10 protein-coding genes are annotated in these 14,668 nt (G+C 59.7%); 5 read left to right on the top strand and 5 right to left on the bottom strand.

Translation table 11 applies throughout. From position 1 onward, the window contains the following. Positions 1–110: 110 nt before the first annotated feature. Positions 111–443, top strand: coding sequence for a DUF4282 domain-containing protein (locus tag BUA15_RS08995; RefSeq protein WP_072715643.1), 333 nt, complete (start codon positions 111–113; stop codon positions 441–443). Here the strand turns inward: BUA15_RS08995 and BUA15_RS08990 are convergent. The 4 genes from BUA15_RS08990 to BUA15_RS08975 all read right to left on the bottom strand — a co-directional run bounded on the left by BUA15_RS08990 (position 355) and on the right by BUA15_RS08975 (position 4,354). Continuing rightward, entirely contained in the window at positions 355–1,035 is a 681-nt protein-coding gene (locus BUA15_RS08990) for a thymidine kinase (RefSeq protein ID WP_072715642.1), read from the bottom strand. The genes BUA15_RS08995 and BUA15_RS08990 overlap by 89 nt on opposite strands. A gap of 72 nt (positions 1,036–1,107) precedes the next feature. Then, on the bottom strand, positions 1,108–2,010 hold the full coding sequence (gene rsmA, locus BUA15_RS08985) for a 16S rRNA (adenine(1518)-N(6)/adenine(1519)-N(6))-dimethyltransferase RsmA (protein ID WP_084660562.1): 903 nt from the start codon (positions 2,008–2,010) through the stop codon (positions 1,108–1,110). Between the two features lie 5 nt (positions 2,011–2,015). Then, positions 2,016–3,116, bottom strand: coding sequence for a vWA domain-containing protein (locus tag BUA15_RS08980; protein WP_072715641.1), 1,101 nt, complete (start codon positions 3,114–3,116; stop codon positions 2,016–2,018). 59 nt (positions 3,117–3,175) lie between these two features. After that, positions 3,176–4,354: a tetratricopeptide repeat protein gene (locus tag BUA15_RS08975; protein WP_072715640.1), complete on the bottom strand. Its 1,179-nt coding sequence runs from the start codon at positions 4,352–4,354 to the stop codon at positions 3,176–3,178. Positions 4,355–5,335: 981 nt separating this feature from the next. On the opposite strand from BUA15_RS08975, the gene BUA15_RS08970 reads away from it, so the two are divergent. From BUA15_RS08970 to BUA15_RS08955, 4 genes are all read left to right on the top strand, one after another. Further along, the gene (locus BUA15_RS08970) at positions 5,336–7,135 is read left to right on the top strand and encodes a PAS domain-containing sensor histidine kinase (RefSeq protein ID WP_072715724.1); all 1,800 of its coding nucleotides are present in this window, start codon (positions 5,336–5,338) and stop codon (positions 7,133–7,135) included. Beyond that, a complete protein-coding gene (locus BUA15_RS08965) occupies positions 7,132–7,785 on the top strand; it encodes a response regulator (protein WP_072715639.1) in 654 nt (217 codons plus the stop codon). The genes BUA15_RS08970 and BUA15_RS08965 overlap by 4 nt, the downstream gene beginning before the upstream one ends. 84 nt (positions 7,786–7,869) lie before the next feature. Then, complete coding sequence (locus BUA15_RS08960; RefSeq protein ID WP_072715638.1) at positions 7,870–8,244, top strand: response regulator; 375 nt, start codon at positions 7,870–7,872, stop codon at positions 8,242–8,244. A 337-nt stretch (positions 8,245–8,581) separates the two neighbouring features. Beyond that, a complete protein-coding gene (locus BUA15_RS08955; protein ID WP_072715637.1) occupies positions 8,582–10,570 on the top strand; it encodes a sensor histidine kinase in 1,989 nt (662 codons plus the stop codon). A 278-nt stretch (positions 10,571–10,848) separates the two neighbouring features. Here the strand turns inward: BUA15_RS08955 and metH are convergent, their stop codons facing one another. Further along, positions 10,849–14,559 (bottom strand): methionine synthase, encoded by a 3,711-nt coding sequence (gene metH / locus BUA15_RS08950; RefSeq protein WP_072715636.1) that lies wholly within the window; start codon positions 14,557–14,559, stop codon positions 10,849–10,851. Positions 14,560–14,668 lie beyond the last annotated feature (109 nt).

Raw genomic sequence — 14,668 nt, 5'->3', positions numbered from 1 at the left:
CTTTTCCAGAACGATCTACCCGGCAAAAGGATCGCCCGGTTTGCGCGTGGATCCCGGGGCGAATATCTTGTGAAGCACGGTCCTGTTCGTTAACAAAACCCGGGCGATTCATGGAATCCCGTAAAGGTTTTCTGGCCACGCTATTTGACTTTTCTTTCTCGGACTTCATTACGTCTCGCCTTATTCGATTCCTTTATGGACTGGCGCTCATTGCGTGGGGCTTCTCTATGGTTGTTATGGTAGGGACCGGATTTACGCTGGGCATAGAGCTGGGCCTGCTGTATCTGATGGCGGCTCCTCTGCTGTTTGTGCTGGGGGCTATTGGCATTCGGATTTATCTGGAACTGATCGTGGTCATTTTTCACATGGCCGAGCACTTGAAGCGGCTGGTAGAGCTTGCGGAGCGTCGGAACGCGGCGCCGCCTCCGGAGCCACTGCTCTGAAAGGACGCTCCGCAGAGGGACGGGGCGGCTGAAAGCAGCGGCGGCAGCGGGGTTCATAGCGATCGGCTGCGCCCAGCACCACGCGCCCTTCCTCATTGGTCAGGCGCTGGGAGTGGTTGGCCGGGGCTCCACAGACGGCGCAGATGGCATGTAGCTTGGTGACGTACTCGGCCACGGCCATAAGCTGCGGTATAGGTTCAAACGGTCGGCCCATGTAGTCCTGGTCCAGCCCCGCTACAATCACCCGTTTCCCGTCGTTGGCCAGTTGCTGGCATACGTCCACCAGCGTCATGTCGAAAAACTGGGCTTCATCGATTCCTACCACGTCGGCTGATCCGGCCAGTAGCAGGATCTGCTCGGCGTTGTCGACCGGAGTAGAACGCAGAGCGTTCTCGTCGTGCGAGACAACCTCTGTTTCACTATAGCGCCGGTCCATCCGCGGCTTGAAGACTTCTACGCGCTGGCGAGCGATCTGCGCGCGACGCAACCTGCGAATCAGCTCTTCGGTTTTGCCACTGAACATGGAGCCGCAGATCACCTCAATCCAGCCGACCGAGCCGCCATGCCGCAAAATCAGGGGTTCCATGGGCATAGTTTCACAGGGACGTAATTTACCTGGACAAAATACGGGACACGTACGGCTTTTGCTATATGGAGCCTTTTTCTATTCGGATAACGGAGGGTCGGAGGCTTCCGTTTCTGCCGGAGAACAGGGAGTGGCTGCATGGGACTGGGGCTGCCGCTTCAGAGGATCGGAGATGGGTGAAGGGAGGCCTTTCGGAGAGAACGGCGGGGAGGATCGTTGAAGCCAGCGGGTCAGGGCCACATAGTCGGCCGGCGTAAGCATTTCAGCGCGGGCCTGAGACCAGGGCGCGGGGAGTGTTTGTCCGGGTGGTAGCAGACGGCGCAGGCTGTTACGCAGCGTCTTGCGGCGCTGGTTGAAGGCCGTGCGAATCACCTGGCGCAGCAGCGTGGGATCGACGTCAGGAAGCGGCTGGGCGAAGGTCAGGCGGACGACGGCGCTTTCGACGCGGGGCCTGGGCCGAAAGACGTGACGCGAGACGGGAAACAACAGCGCAGGAGTGGCCCAGAGCTGGGCGATGACGCTCAGGATGCCGTAGGTTTTGCTACCGGGCGAAGCAACAAGGCGTTCGGCCACTTCGCGTTGCATCATGAGCACGGCTTCGGCGAGCACGTCGCGGGCGTCCAGCAGCGCAAACAGGATGGGACTGGTGATGTAGTACGGAAGATTGCCAATTACATGAAGTTTTTCTCCTTTTTCGGCAGCCAGCTCAGCCCAGTTTACGGTGAGCACGTCGGCGTGGCGTACGTCCAGTGCCGGCCATCGGGTTTGCAGCGTGGCTATAGCGCGGGGGTCGATTTCTAGGGCAGTTAGACGGGGGTAGCGTTCCAGTAGGAGGCCTGTCAGGGCTCCGGTGCCCGGACCAATCTCAACCACCGGTTGTTCAGGTGAGGCCTGCAGCGCCTCGACTATTTTGCGAGCAACGTTGGGATCCACCAGAAAGTGCTGGCCCAGGCGCTTGCGGGGACGGAAAGGGGCGGGCATGGGGTTCAGCGCAGATGTTTGCGGCGGTTGCGCACGTAGTCTTCAAACAGGTAGGTGCCAAGCCGGTCCAGACTGGCGTAGTAGGCGCGTCCTCGGTTGGCTCGGGTGAGTTGCCGGACAAACTGCTGTAGATAGGGATCGCGTGCTACCATGAACGTAGTGATTGTGATTCCTTCGCGGCGGCAGCGCACGGCTTCGTCGAGCACTTTGTTGACAATGCGGCGATCCAGGCCGAAGGCGTTGCGGTACATGCGGCCGTTTTCGAAGTGACAGCTTGGTTTACCGTCGGTAATCAGGAAGATCTGCTTGTTACGGTTTTTGCGGCGGTGCAGAATCTGGCGTGCGCGTTGAAGAGCTGCCCGGGTGTTTGTGTAGTAGGGGCCGACCTGCAGATAGGGCAGTTCTTTGAGCGACACTTCCCAGGCGTCGTTGCCAAAAGCTACAATGTCGAGCGTATCTTTGGGATAATGGGTGGTAATCAGTTCAGCCAGGGCCAGTGCTGTTTTGCGGGCTGGCGTAATGCGATCTTCGCCGTAGAGTACCATGGAATGCGACAGGTCGATCAGCAGTACGGTTGCCACACTTGTGTGATGGTCGGTTTCATACACTTCCAGGTCTTCTTCACGCAGCGACCACTGGTCGAGGCCGCTGCGGCGGAAGGCATTGGACAGGGTGCCCGTCAGGTCCAGCCGGTGCGGGTCGTCACCGAACTGCCAGGGGCGTGTTTCGGGTAGGCGCTCATCTCCCTGCCCTGCATAGGGGGTTTTGTGCTGGCCCGGGCTGCCTCGCCGCAGCTTGCGAAAGATTTCTTCGAGGGCGCTCTGGCGCAGCGTGCGCTCCATACGCGGAGTCAGGTGCACAACGCCTGTGCGTGCGTCGTCCTGCAGATAGCCGCGGCGTTTGAGCTCCTCAATAAAGTCGCCCAGCCCCATTTCTTCATCGGTGAGCCCGTACTCCTGGTCGAGCTGGCTGAGCCAGCGGAGTGCTTCGGCTGCGTCTCCGGCGGTAAAATGGAGCAGTTGTCTGAAGAGTTCGAAGAGTCGGTCAAAGGTTGATAGATGCTGGCCGTGTCGCCGGGGGTCCCATTGCGTATAACGAATCCACATGGTCTGGGCCACGCTCTGCCGTTGGGTTATGGTGCATTACGACCGGAAGCAGAGGAGGTTCAGCCCCGGTAGGGCGTTTTCAGGTATTGCCGGGCGCGTTCGTGGGCGCGACCAAAATCCTTCATTTGCAATACTTCGCGATAGCGCAGGATAGCAATTTCGCGCTGTCCCAGCGCATCGTAGGCCATCCCCTGTCGCAACCGTCCCATAACCCTGAAATACGTGTCTTCGTTGCGACGAGCGGTGAGGGCTTCCAGTTTGAGGAGATAGTCCAGTGCGGTCTGGTAGCGGCGTTCGAGCATATACGAAAGTGCTAAGAAATACAGGGCCTGTTCTGCCAGTGCGGCGCTATAGCCTCGGTGGCCTTCCTGAAAGCGGGCCAGCACGGCTTTGAAGGTCTGGCGCCCCTGTTGCCAGTAGCCCCAGCGAATGTAGACGCGTCCTTCCAGGGCGTGGAAGTAGCCGTTGTTGGGAAAGTGGGTGCGCAGCCAGCGCACGTGTTTTATAGTGCGCGCGTAGTCTTCCTCAAAAAGGTAATAGATCTGCGCCAGAAAATAGACGGCTTCTGCCTGGATGTAGTAGCCGTTTTGGGCGGTGGCCTCCAGTTGGCGCAGGCCGGCTTCGCGATTGCCGGCGGGGAAAAAGAGCATGACCGGTTTAACAAAAGGGTAGCGTTTTGGGATGACAGCGGCGTAGTAGTCGTAGAGTGCTTTCCCAAAGCGAAAGTCAGGATTCTGGGGGCGTCGGCGTGCCAGGGCCATGACGGCATCGAGTGCGCGTTTGCCATCGAGCGCGGCTCGGAACCAGTCGCCACGATTAGCGCGAAGCCGTCCTCGGAAGCCTAAAGCGGCACTTTTGAAAAAGAGGGCGTCGAGGTTGTCCGGATCGTGGCGCAAGATGCGTTCGCATCGTTGGAGCACAGCTTCCATCAGCTCATAGAAGGCCTGGTCTCGGGATCGGTCGGACAGGTCGAGCAGGATCTGCCACCAGAGGTTCAGGCCGGTCAGAAACGGCCCGATGGGATGGTCCGGGTAGCGTTGGGTAATGCGTGCAAAATGCTGCTGGGCGCCTGCAAAGTCGAGGTCGTAGAGACGCTCTAATCCGGCGCGACCTTCGGCGCGAACCAGCGGGTCGTCCAGCACGGAAGCCGCTGGAACCGATTGGCCTCGCGCGGCGGCTCCGTGCAGGCTTCCGAGCAGCAGTACCCAGATAAGGAGGCACCGTCGCCGGTTGTGCATAAGGGTGTCGCACGGGTTAGCTACTTCGAGAGCAGAACGGCGAAGCGGTCAGGTGGGTCCGGCAGGGGCATTTTTTACAGCGGACGTTGCGGATTGCTTCAAGATCGACGGGAAAATGAAGCGTACCGATTCATTCGGGAGGTTCTGTCGTGACTGATTGGAAAAAGGCCTCCATTTTTTGAGCCAGCGTTCAGGCCGCTGAGGCGCGGTGCGTTTGGCCCATTGGCGCAGAGGACGACAGGCCAGGTTACGGAAATGCGGCTGTACGGCGGGTGCCGGCCGAACCAGGCGTATGTGCGGATGGTAGCGCGTGCGCGGCGTTCGGATCATGGCCCGATCAACCGGGGGCTGCGTGAGCACTTCACCGGGAGGACAGGGGCAGGCTCCTCTGGAAAACAGCCGGAATTGAAAAAGGCGGGGTTCGTCTTGCGCCCATCCATTCAGCAAGGGCAATGCGCATATCAGGAGCACGTACCGTGTCGGTCGCATTGCATCTCAGGGTATGCTAAGTCGACTATTTGCCTAACGTGCAGCTCCTGTCGATTCGTATGCGGGTCCGGTCGTTTCGGAGCGTAGGATAACTGCGCGTTAGCGGGCGAAGAGGTGCAGGGCATGCCAGCAGCGGTCGTTGCTTACATGCGAAGTCGCCTGGGTCCGTGCGGCAAGGTTGCAGGTAGCGGGCAATTTTTGCCGGAGCAGGTGCTCACCTGGGCTTCGAGGAAAACATAGTGGACCGGAAGAATGCCTGTTTTACGCTGGCGCTGTTTTTGTTGGGAAAGCTGGTGTTGACGGGCGCACAGGCCCGGCCCGTGTGCCATTGCTTTTCTAGGAGAGAGCACTTGCTGGAGCAGGTCAGAGAGCCTATCGGGAGATAGGACAAACATCAATTTGCCGAAAGAAGAGAAAAAGAACTTGCATTTTTTCACATTTTTTTATTTGATGAAACAGATAGTCCATTCGGGCATGGCTGTTCAAGAGCCCATGCGTGTGCGACGAAAGAAACGGCGTTTCTGGATGGACCCTGCGGGCATTGCGTTGCTGTACTGGGGGGTAGGACTGCTCTGGGTTTTCCTTTCGGATCATCTCTTATTGAAAGCCGGGGTGGATCCGGCCACGCTTACGCGTTGGCAGACGGCCAAGGGGGTTGTGTTTGTGACGCTTTCGGCGCTGGGGCTTTATGGATTGATGCAGATAGGGCGGCGGTTGCTTCTGGAGCAGACGAAGCGATTGAAGGAGTCGGAGGCGAACTATCGGCTGTTGTTTGAGCACAACCCTCGGCCTATGTGGATCTATGATCTGGAGACGCTCCGTTTTCTGGCGGTAAACCGGGCGGCTGTTGCGCTTTATGGGTACAATGAGCAGGAATTTCGGCGCATGACCATTCTGGACATTCGTCCAGAGGAGGACCGGCCCAGGGTGGCGGCCAGTGCCTGGGCGCCGCGAGGGGCATTTAAGCATTCAGGACCCTGGCGCCATTTAACGCGGGATGGACGTCTGCTGGAGGTGGAAATTGACTCTCATCTGATTGAGTGGGAGGGAAGGCCGGCTGTGCTGGTGCTGGTGCAGGATGTGACTGAGCGTAACCGCATTGCCCGTGAAAATGCCCGCTATCGGGAAGGGTTGGAGCGGTTGCTGGAAGTCAGTCGGCAGCTTATGAGCGAAGCAACGGATTGTGAGCGGTTGCAGGTAGAGCTGGTGGCGACGGTGCGGAAAATTGTGCCTTCGGCCGATGCGGTGTTGCTCTGGATGCGGCGAGGGGATCGGTTTGTGCTGGTGCAGCGCAATGGAGGGCCTGAGGAACTGAAACCGGGCTTTGCGCTCCCCCTTACGGCGGAATTGATTAATCGGTTGGAGACGATCGACACGTTGGATCCAGTGGAGGCGGCTGTGCTGCAGGCCCGAACGGTACCTGCGCTTCGGCATCTGAAGGCAGCTCTGGCAGTGCCTATCCGTACGGACGATACCCTGGAGGGAGTGATCTGCGCCGACAGCTTCACCCGGGCGGATGCTTTTGCACCCTATGAGCGGGCGCTGCTCCAGTCTCTGGCTGCGCTGGCATCGGTGCTGTTGCAAAATGTCCGGTTATTTATGCAACTCCGCAGACTTTCGCGGCGGCTACTCATTGCCCATGAAGAGGAGCGGCGGCGTATTGCCCGGGAGTTGCATGACGAAGTGGGTGCGCTGTTAACGTCGGCGCAGCTTTGCCTGGGCATGGCGAAGCCGGAGGTGCGGGCAGAGCAGCATGCGCTGGCCCAGAACCTGCAAGAAGCGCGAGAGCTGATCGATCGGCTCAGTCAGGAAATTCGTCAACTTACGCTCCAGCTACGCCCGCCGCTACTGGATGAACTGGGGCTGGTCGGAGCTTTGCAGGCGTATATTGGCCGCTACCAGAAGCAGACAGGCATTACGGTGCATCTGACGGCTGCTCTGAATCCTGAAGACCGGCTGCCCGAACTGGTTGAACTGACAGCGTATCGATTCGTTCAAGAAGCCCTCACAAACGTTGCCCGGCACGCACAGGCCTCAGACGTTACAGTGCGTCTGCACCTTACCGGCCGGGAACTTCTGCTGACGGTTGAAGATCAGGGAATAGGATTTGATCCCCAGGCGGTATTTGCGGCCGGGCGATCCATGGGGCTGGCGGCTATGCGAGAACGCATCGAATTGCTGGGCGGACGGCTGGAAATTGCAAGTCAACCCGGACAGGGGACGCGCTTGAGCGCCCTGCTACCGATTCCTGAAGAAGCCAATCGTCTGGTATCAACAGAAGTTTCGCTATGAATAACAACTGGACGGCCATCATTGTTGAGGATCATCCTATTGTTCGACAGGGATTGCGCATGTTGCTGGAGCGACAGGGGTGTCAGATCGTAGCTGAGACAGGGGATGGACTGGAAGCGCTTCAGCTCATTGAAACGCACCGGCCTCGGTTGCTTTTGCTGGATCTATCGCTCAAGGGACTGAATGGACTGGAAGTGCTGCGGCAGGCGCGTCGACGGGCCCGCTCTATGCGTGTGCTGGTGCTGTCGATGTATGACGACGATGCCTACGTGGTGGAAGCGCTGCGCAGCGGTGCCATGGCCTACGTGCTGAAAGGGAGTCCGGTGGAAGAACTGGTCCGTGCGCTGGAAGCGCTTTACCAGGGGCGCCGCTATCTGAGCGCCCCGCTTTCGGAACGCCTGCTGGCGCAGGCCGACGAGGAACGTGAACCTCGAGATCCGTACGAAACACTTACCGACCGAGAACGCCAGATCCTGCATCTGACAGCCGAAGGCTATACCAGCCGAGAAATTGCCGAGCGTCTCTTCATTAGCCCTCGTACCGTTGAAAAGCATCGAGAGAACTTAATGGCCAAGCTCGGCTTGCATAGCCAGGCGGAGCTCATCCACTATGCAGTGCAACGTGGCCTGGTGCAACCCCGCCGGTTCTAACCCTTTTGTCTTTACGTAGCCCTGCGTATTGGGTGTGAAAGAGGGGTTTACTTTTTTCTTGAAAAAAAACCGCTCTTTCACCATATGGCGGGTGCGGTGACGGTTTTGCTGATCGACGATCAACCCCTCTTTGTGCAGTATCTGCTCCGTTTTCTGGGGACAGAGCCACGCATTGAAGTGGTCGGCGTTGCCCATAAAGCAGAAGAAGCCATTACCTTGAGTCAGGCGCTGCAACCCGAAGTTATTTTGCTAGACCTCTCCATGCCTGGCCAGAGCGGAATGGATGTGCTACCTCAAGTGCGAGCCGCAGCCCCCTCCGCTTACATTATTGTACTGACTTCGCACGACAGCGAATGGTACCAGGAGCAGGCAAGCCGGCGAGGCGCTGATGCCTTTGTGTCAAAACATGAAGTGCTGGATCGCCTGGTGCAGCTCATTCTTGAACGAGCAACCGATTAATGCCACCGACTTAAAGATCAGGCGCGGAGCCCTCGCACCTCCGAATCCCCCTCTTTAACGGAAAGACTGGCTGAACAGCGGCTCCGCAAGCCGCTGCAACGCCGCGCGTCAGCCAAAGTGGACGCTGTCTCATGCATCTATAAGTTCATAGATGCTATCGTTATTGAAAACAATATTTAGGAATATAAAACTTTGTAAGAAAATAGCTTCTATACGCAGAATTGCGCATGCAGAATAGCGTTGAGCATCCTAAGCTTTCAACCCCTGTGCTGCTCACCTGCAGTGCCGTTCGGGAGTAGCGCGAGGATGCTGAGGAGGTTCAGGGAGGGTCGGCATAATGGAACCACGGTCTGAAGCATCGACAGGACATGCCCTTACCCAACTCATTCGTCTGCTGTTAACGCTTGCGGCTGGAGTGTTTCGGGTGCCGTGCGTGCGCCTGCGGACCGAAAGCCTTGTCTGGGAAACGGAGGCCTGTACATCCCTTCAGCTAGATACCGCTGCGTTAGATGCGCAGGTGCGCGCGCGGCACGCCCCCCTGGTGCTGGAGGATGTTACCGAGTCGTCCAGTCGGGCCCCGTTGCGCTTTTATGCCGGCGTTCCTGTGGAAACCATTGGCGTACTATCACTTGCCGACGTGCGCCCGCGTCGCTTTGGGCCCGAGCAACGCCTGCAACTGGAAGCCCTGGCCGAGCTGGCCGGTCATGCATGGCAGCAGGAGCTAGAGCGACAGCGTCAGGCACGATTCAAGCGGTTGCTGCAACAGAAAGCAGCGATTCTGGAAAAAATTGCCCAGGGACAGTCCTTGCAGACGGTCCTGGAAGAAATTGTGTGCTGGATTGAAGCAGAAAGCACCTCAGGAGCACTTGCTTCTATTCTTCTCCTCCGGGGAGATCGTGTCTATCATGGGGCAGCACCCAGTCTGCCTGAAGCCTATCGAAAGGCGGTTGATGGACAACGGATTGGACCAGCTGCCGGTTCATGCGGGACGGCCGCCTATCATCGCACCACCGTGATTGTCGAAGACATTGCCACCGATCCGCGCTGGGCCCCCTACCGGGACTTTGCGCTAGCCCATGGCCTGCGGGCTTGCTGGTCAACGCCGATCCTTGCCTCCGATGGTACCGTGCTGGGCACGTTTGCCCTCTATTATCGAGAGCCGCGGCCTCCTGATGAACGGGACCGCGAACTGGTGGCGCTGGCCACCCACCTGACGGCTGTGGCGCTGGAGCGGTCGCGCCAGCAAGAATTGCTACAGGCCCGAGAGCGGCAGTTGCGCGCTGTGCTTGAACAGGCCGGCGATGCAATCCTGCTGCTGGATGAAACGCAGCGGATCGTGCTGTTCAACCAGGCAGCGGAACGCCTCTTTGCCTGTCGGGCCAACGAAGTGCTCTGCCAGCCCGTCACGCAACTGTTGCCTGGCCTGTCGGAGCTACCGGCGTCGACCGAAACCCCGGTGCAGGTCGACGCCGTCCGATGCGACGGCACGCGCTTTACGGCCGAGCTGTCCGCTACCGTCATCACGCAGGAAGCCAGCACCGGCACGCTCCTGATCGTACGGGATCTGACTGAGCGGCTCCGTTACGAAGCCGAACTGATCCGTGCTCGTGAAGAAGCCGAAGCGATGAGTCGGCTTAAATCGACGCTGCTCACCAATTTGAGCCACGAACTACGCACGCCGCTCACAACAGTGATTGGCTTTGCTGATCTGATTCGGGAAGAAGCCGCACCAGGATCCAGCTTCCATGAGTTTGCACAATTGATTGCCGATGGCGGTAGGCGCCTGCTGCGCACGCTGGAGGAAGTGCTGGATCTGGCCCAGCTCGAAGCGCAGACGCTGCGCGCCCGGAGGCAGCTTCTTCGGCTACCGGCACACCTTAAACCCCTCATTTCCGTGTATCGCGCGCGGGCTGAACAAAAAGGCCTGAAGCTACGCGTGCAGCAGGCGCCAATCGTGGAGGTCTGGGCTGATCCGGATCTGCTTGAGCGCGTTGTCGAACACCTCCTTGATAATGCAGTCAAGTTTACCGAGCGCGGAGAGGTAACCGTGCGTTTTCGGCAGGTAGCCGAACAGGTGGAAATCATTGTAGAAGACACCGGGATTGGTATTCCGAAAGAAGCGTTGCCGCATGTGTTCGACGAGTTCTGGCAGGCTTCCAGTGGCATCAGCCGTACCCATGAAGGGCTGGGGCTGGGACTGGCCGTGGCGCGGCGCTTCGTTGAAATTATGGGCGGAGGAATTGCTGCTGAGAGCACGCCGGGCAAAGGTAGCCGGTTTACCATCTGGTTGCCGGCAGCCTCTGTTGCAGTTGACGCCTCTGAGTAAGTAGCTCGCAGGCTTTTCTACAGGGGTGGCTGGAAGCGCCTCGTTAAGGGATCGGAAGACGCCCACCTGTCGGGAGCCGCGGTCGAAATAGCCCGGACATTACCGCCTAAAACCGTCAACTTCAGGCCAACTCGAAAAATGCTCCCCGTAGGGGGCTGAAGAAAGGCAGTGCGCGGCTGATCGGCATAGCAAACCAACACGCCTCTCTAAACGCAAAAGAGGATTGCTGGATGGTAGGGACCCAGGGCAAAAAGGTCGGGCGCAGGCTGCCGAGGCGCCTATGCGGCATTGGCCCGAGCGCTTGGATCGTAGGCCAGACGTGGCGCCAGCCAGCGTTCCACTTCTTCGACGGTCATGCCTTTGCGGCGAGCGTAATCTTCGATCTGGTCCATGCCCAGATGCCCTACGTTGAAATAAGACGCTTCAGGATGCGCTAGATAGTAACCACACACAGAGGCAGCCGGGTGCATGGCCAGGTGCTCGGTAAGCTGGATGCCTGTATGCTGCTCAACCTGCAATAGCTTCCAGAGTGTCCATTTTTCCGTATGATCCGGACAGGCTGGATAGCCTGGAGCGGGCCGAATGCCCCGGTAGCGTTCGGCGATCAGGTCTTCGTTGGTGAGCTGTTCGTCGGGCGCGTACCCCCACAGCTCACGACGAACCCGCTCGTGCAGCAACTCGGCAAAGGCCTCAGCCAGGCGGTCGGCCAGCGCCTTGGCCAGAATGGCCTGATAGTCGTCGTGCGCTTGCTCGAAACGGGCAACCAGCTCGTCCAATCCATGACCTGCCGTTACCGCAAAGGCCCCGATGTAGTCGGCGCGACCGCTATCGACCGGCGCCACATAGTCGGCCAGGGAACGATTGGGCTGGCCCACCCGCTTGGGCGTCTGCTGGCGCAGAAAATGTAGCACGGCCTGCACGACGCGCCGTGATTCGTCCGCGAAAACCAGAACATCGTCCCCTTTACTGTTGGCGGGAAACAGGCCAACCACGCCATGCGCCTGCAACCACCCCTGTTCGATAATTTCATCCAGCAGGCGGTTGGCATCGGCAAACAGACGGCGGGCTTCCGGACCTTTTTCTGGATCCTCCAGAATGCGCGGGTACTTACCCCGCAGCTCCCAGGCCTGAAAGAAGGGAGTCCAGTCGATATAGCGCCGGATTTCGGCCAGGGGATAATTGCGAAAAACAGTCAGGCCCGGACGGTTCGGCCGCGTAATGGGTACAGCCGACCAGTCGCAGGTGAAGCGATTGGCCCGGGCTTCTTCCAGGGTCAGCAGACGCTCCTCCGAGCGGCGACCGTGCCGCCGACGGATCGCTTCATATTCCTGGCGAATGTCTTGCACAAACGCATCGCGCCGGTTCGGGTCCACCAGCGCACTGGCTACAGGAACGGCCCGCGAGGCGTCCAGCACGTGCACCACAGGGGCATGGTAGCAGGGATCGATTTTCAGCGCCGTGTGCAGTTTTGAGGTGGTGGCGCCCCCGATCAGCAGGGGCGTGTCGAAGCCGGCGCGTTCCAGCTCGCGGGCAACGTGCACCATTTCGTCGAGGCTTGGCGTGATCAGGCCGCTCAGACCGATCAGGTCTACCTGGTGGCGACGGGCTTCTTCGAGAATGCGTTCGGCGGGCACCATCACGCCCAGGTCGATCACTTCGAACCCATTGCACTGCAGCACAACGCCGACGATGTTCTTGCCAATGTCGTGCACGTCGCCTTTGACCGTGGCCAGCAGGATGCGGGCTTTAGGACGCGTGTCGCCGAGCCGCTTTTTTTCGGCTTCCAGGAAGGGCACCAGGTAGGCCACCGCCTTTTTCATCACGCGGGCGCTTTTGACCACCTGCGGCAGAAACATCTTGCCGGCGCCGAACAGATCGCCCACTACGTTCATGCCGTCCATGAGCGGTCCTTCAATGACCGCCAGGGGCGAGCCGTACTGCTGACGGGCTTCTTCGACGTCTGCTTCGATGAATTCGGTGATGCCTTTGACGAGCGCGTGGCGCAGCCGTTCTTCTACGGGCGCCTGCCGCCAGGCGAGCGTTTCGGAGTTAGCAGTTTCGGAAGTAGCACCGCTAAGCGTCTGGGCCAGCGCAATGAGCCGTTCGGTTGCGTCGGGCCGACGGTCGAAGAGGACGTCTTCAATGCGCGCGCGCAGCTCGGGGTCGATTTCTTCGTAGATGCCTAGCTGGCCAGGGTTGACGATGCCCATGTCCAGGCCCGCCTGAATGGCGTGGTAGAGAAACACCGTATGCATGGCCTGGCGGACGGGCTCATTGCCTCGAAAGGAAAAGGACAGGTTCGAGATGCCGCCCGAGACCCGGGCGTAGGGCAGGTTGGCTTTGATCCAGCGGGTTGCTTCCAGAAAGTCCAGCGCGTAGCGGTTGTGTTCTGGAATGCCGGTCGCGACAGCGTAGATGTTGGGGTCGAAAATGATATCTTCAGGGGGGAAGCCTACTTCTTCGGTCAGGATGCGGTAGGCGCGGCGGCAGATTTCAATGCGGCGTTCCAGCGTGTCGGCCTGGCCCTGTTCGTCGAAGGCCATCACGATAACGGCTGCGCCGTACTGGCGCACGCGGCGGGCGCGTTCCTTAAAGGCTTCTTCGCCGTCTTTGAGCGAGAGCGAGTTGACCACGCCTTTGCCCTGGAGGCACTTCAGGCCTGCTTCGATCACCTCCCACTTGGAGGAGTCGATCACGATAGGCACGCGGGCAATTTCTGGCTCGGCGGCGATCAGGTTCAGGAAGGTGGTCATGGCCTGAACGCCGTCGAGCAGGCCTTCGTCCATGTTCACATCGATCATCTGCGCCCCGCCAGCGACCTGCTCGCGGGCTACGTCGAGCGCTTCTTCGTAGCGTCCTTCCCGGATCAGGCGGGCAAAGCGGCGCGAGCCGGTAACGTTTGTGCGTTCGCCAATGTTGACGAAGTTCAGGTCCGCTCGGAAGACGAGCGGTTCCAGCCCGGCGAGGCGCAGCGTTCGAGGTACCTCGGGAATCCGGCGGGGCGGAAGGCCTTCGAGCGCTTCCGCAATGGCGCGAATATGTTCAGGCGTGGTGCCGCAGCAGCCACCGGCCAGGTTGAGCCAGCCCTCGCGGGCGTAATCGGCGAGCTGGCGGGCCATGTAGTCGGGCGTTTCGCGGTACTGGCCCAGCTCATCAGGCAGGCCGGCGTTCGGGTAAAGGCTGGTAAAGACCGTGGCCGCCCGGGCCAGTGCTTCGATAAAGGGCCGCATCTGGCCGGAGCCGAGTGCGCAGTTGAGGCCGACCGATAGCAGGTGCGGCATGTGGGAGATGGAGATCCAGAACGCTTCGGGCGTCTGCCCGGAGAGCGTGCGGCCGCTCTGGTCTACGATGGTGCCCGAGACCATGACGGGCACGGCCCGGCCGCGCGTCCGAAATTCTTCCTGGATGGCAAACAGGGCCGCCTTGCAGTTGAGCGTGTCAAAGACGGTTTCGACCAGGAGCACATCGACACCGCCGTCGAGCAGGCCGCGCACCTGTTCCCGGTAAGTCGCGACCATTTCGTCGAACGTGACGGCCCGGTAGCCGGGGTTGTTGACGTCGGGCGAGATGGAGAGCGTTTTATTGGTGGGGCCGATGGCGCCGGCTACGAAGCGGGGACGCTCCGGGGTGCGGCGCGTGTATTCGTCGGCGGCTTCGCGGGCCAGCCGGGCAGCGGTCCGGTTCAGCTCGTAGACCAGGTGCTCCAGGCCGTAGTCGGCCTGGGAGATGGCGTTGGCGTTGAACGTATTCGTTTCGATCAGGTCGGCGCCGGCTTCGAGGTAGGCGCGGTGGATCTCGCGGATCAGCTCGGGCTGGGTCAGGACGAGCAGGTCGTTGTTGCCCTGAAGGGGCTGCGGATGGTCGGCAAAGCGCGTTCCCCGAAAATCTTCTTCGGAGAGCCGGTGGCGCTGGATCATGGTGCCCATGGCACCGTCGAGCAGCAAAATGCGCTGCTGCAGCAGGCGGGTAAGCGGGTGGGTGTCGAGCATGGGAATCGCGCTCAGAAAGTTCAGGTAACAGTGCCGCTCTAACGCGCCCTCTAAGGGGGCGTTTCAAATGCTATGCCACAGAAGCGGAGCATATGAAAAGAAAGATCCT

This window comes from Rhodothermus profundi (assembly GCF_900142415.1).
GTDB classification, from domain to species: Bacteria; Bacteroidota; Rhodothermia; order Rhodothermales; family Rhodothermaceae; genus Rhodothermus; species Rhodothermus profundi.
The sequence above is the reverse complement of the archived record's forward strand: the minus strand, read 5'-3'. Positions and strand labels throughout refer to the sequence as shown.

Bases quoted from the DNA above. Each gene is read 5' to 3' on its own strand.
- BUA15_RS08955 (WP_072715637.1), top strand. From the start codon at position 8,582: ATGGAACCACGGTCTGAAGCATCGACAGGACATGCCCTTACCCAACTC.
- BUA15_RS08980 (WP_072715641.1), bottom strand. From the start codon at position 3,116: ATGTGGATTCGTTATACGCAATGGGACCCCCGGCGACACGGCCAGCAT.
- BUA15_RS08975 (WP_072715640.1), bottom strand. From the start codon at position 4,354: ATGCACAACCGGCGACGGTGCCTCCTTATCTGGGTACTGCTGCTCGGA.
- BUA15_RS08970 (WP_072715724.1), top strand. From the start codon at position 5,336: ATGCGTGTGCGACGAAAGAAACGGCGTTTCTGGATGGACCCTGCGGGC.
- BUA15_RS08965 (WP_072715639.1), top strand. From the start codon at position 7,132: ATGAATAACAACTGGACGGCCATCATTGTTGAGGATCATCCTATTGTT.
- BUA15_RS08995 (WP_072715643.1), top strand. From the start codon at position 111: ATGGAATCCCGTAAAGGTTTTCTGGCCACGCTATTTGACTTTTCTTTC.
- BUA15_RS08990 (WP_072715642.1), bottom strand. From the start codon at position 1,035: ATGCCCATGGAACCCCTGATTTTGCGGCATGGCGGCTCGGTCGGCTGG.
- rsmA (WP_084660562.1), bottom strand. From the start codon at position 2,010: ATGCCCGCCCCTTTCCGTCCCCGCAAGCGCCTGGGCCAGCACTTTCTG.
- metH (WP_072715636.1), bottom strand. From the start codon at position 14,559: ATGCTCGACACCCACCCGCTTACCCGCCTGCTGCAGCAGCGCATTTTG.
- BUA15_RS08960 (WP_072715638.1), top strand. From the start codon at position 7,870: ATGGCGGGTGCGGTGACGGTTTTGCTGATCGACGATCAACCCCTCTTT.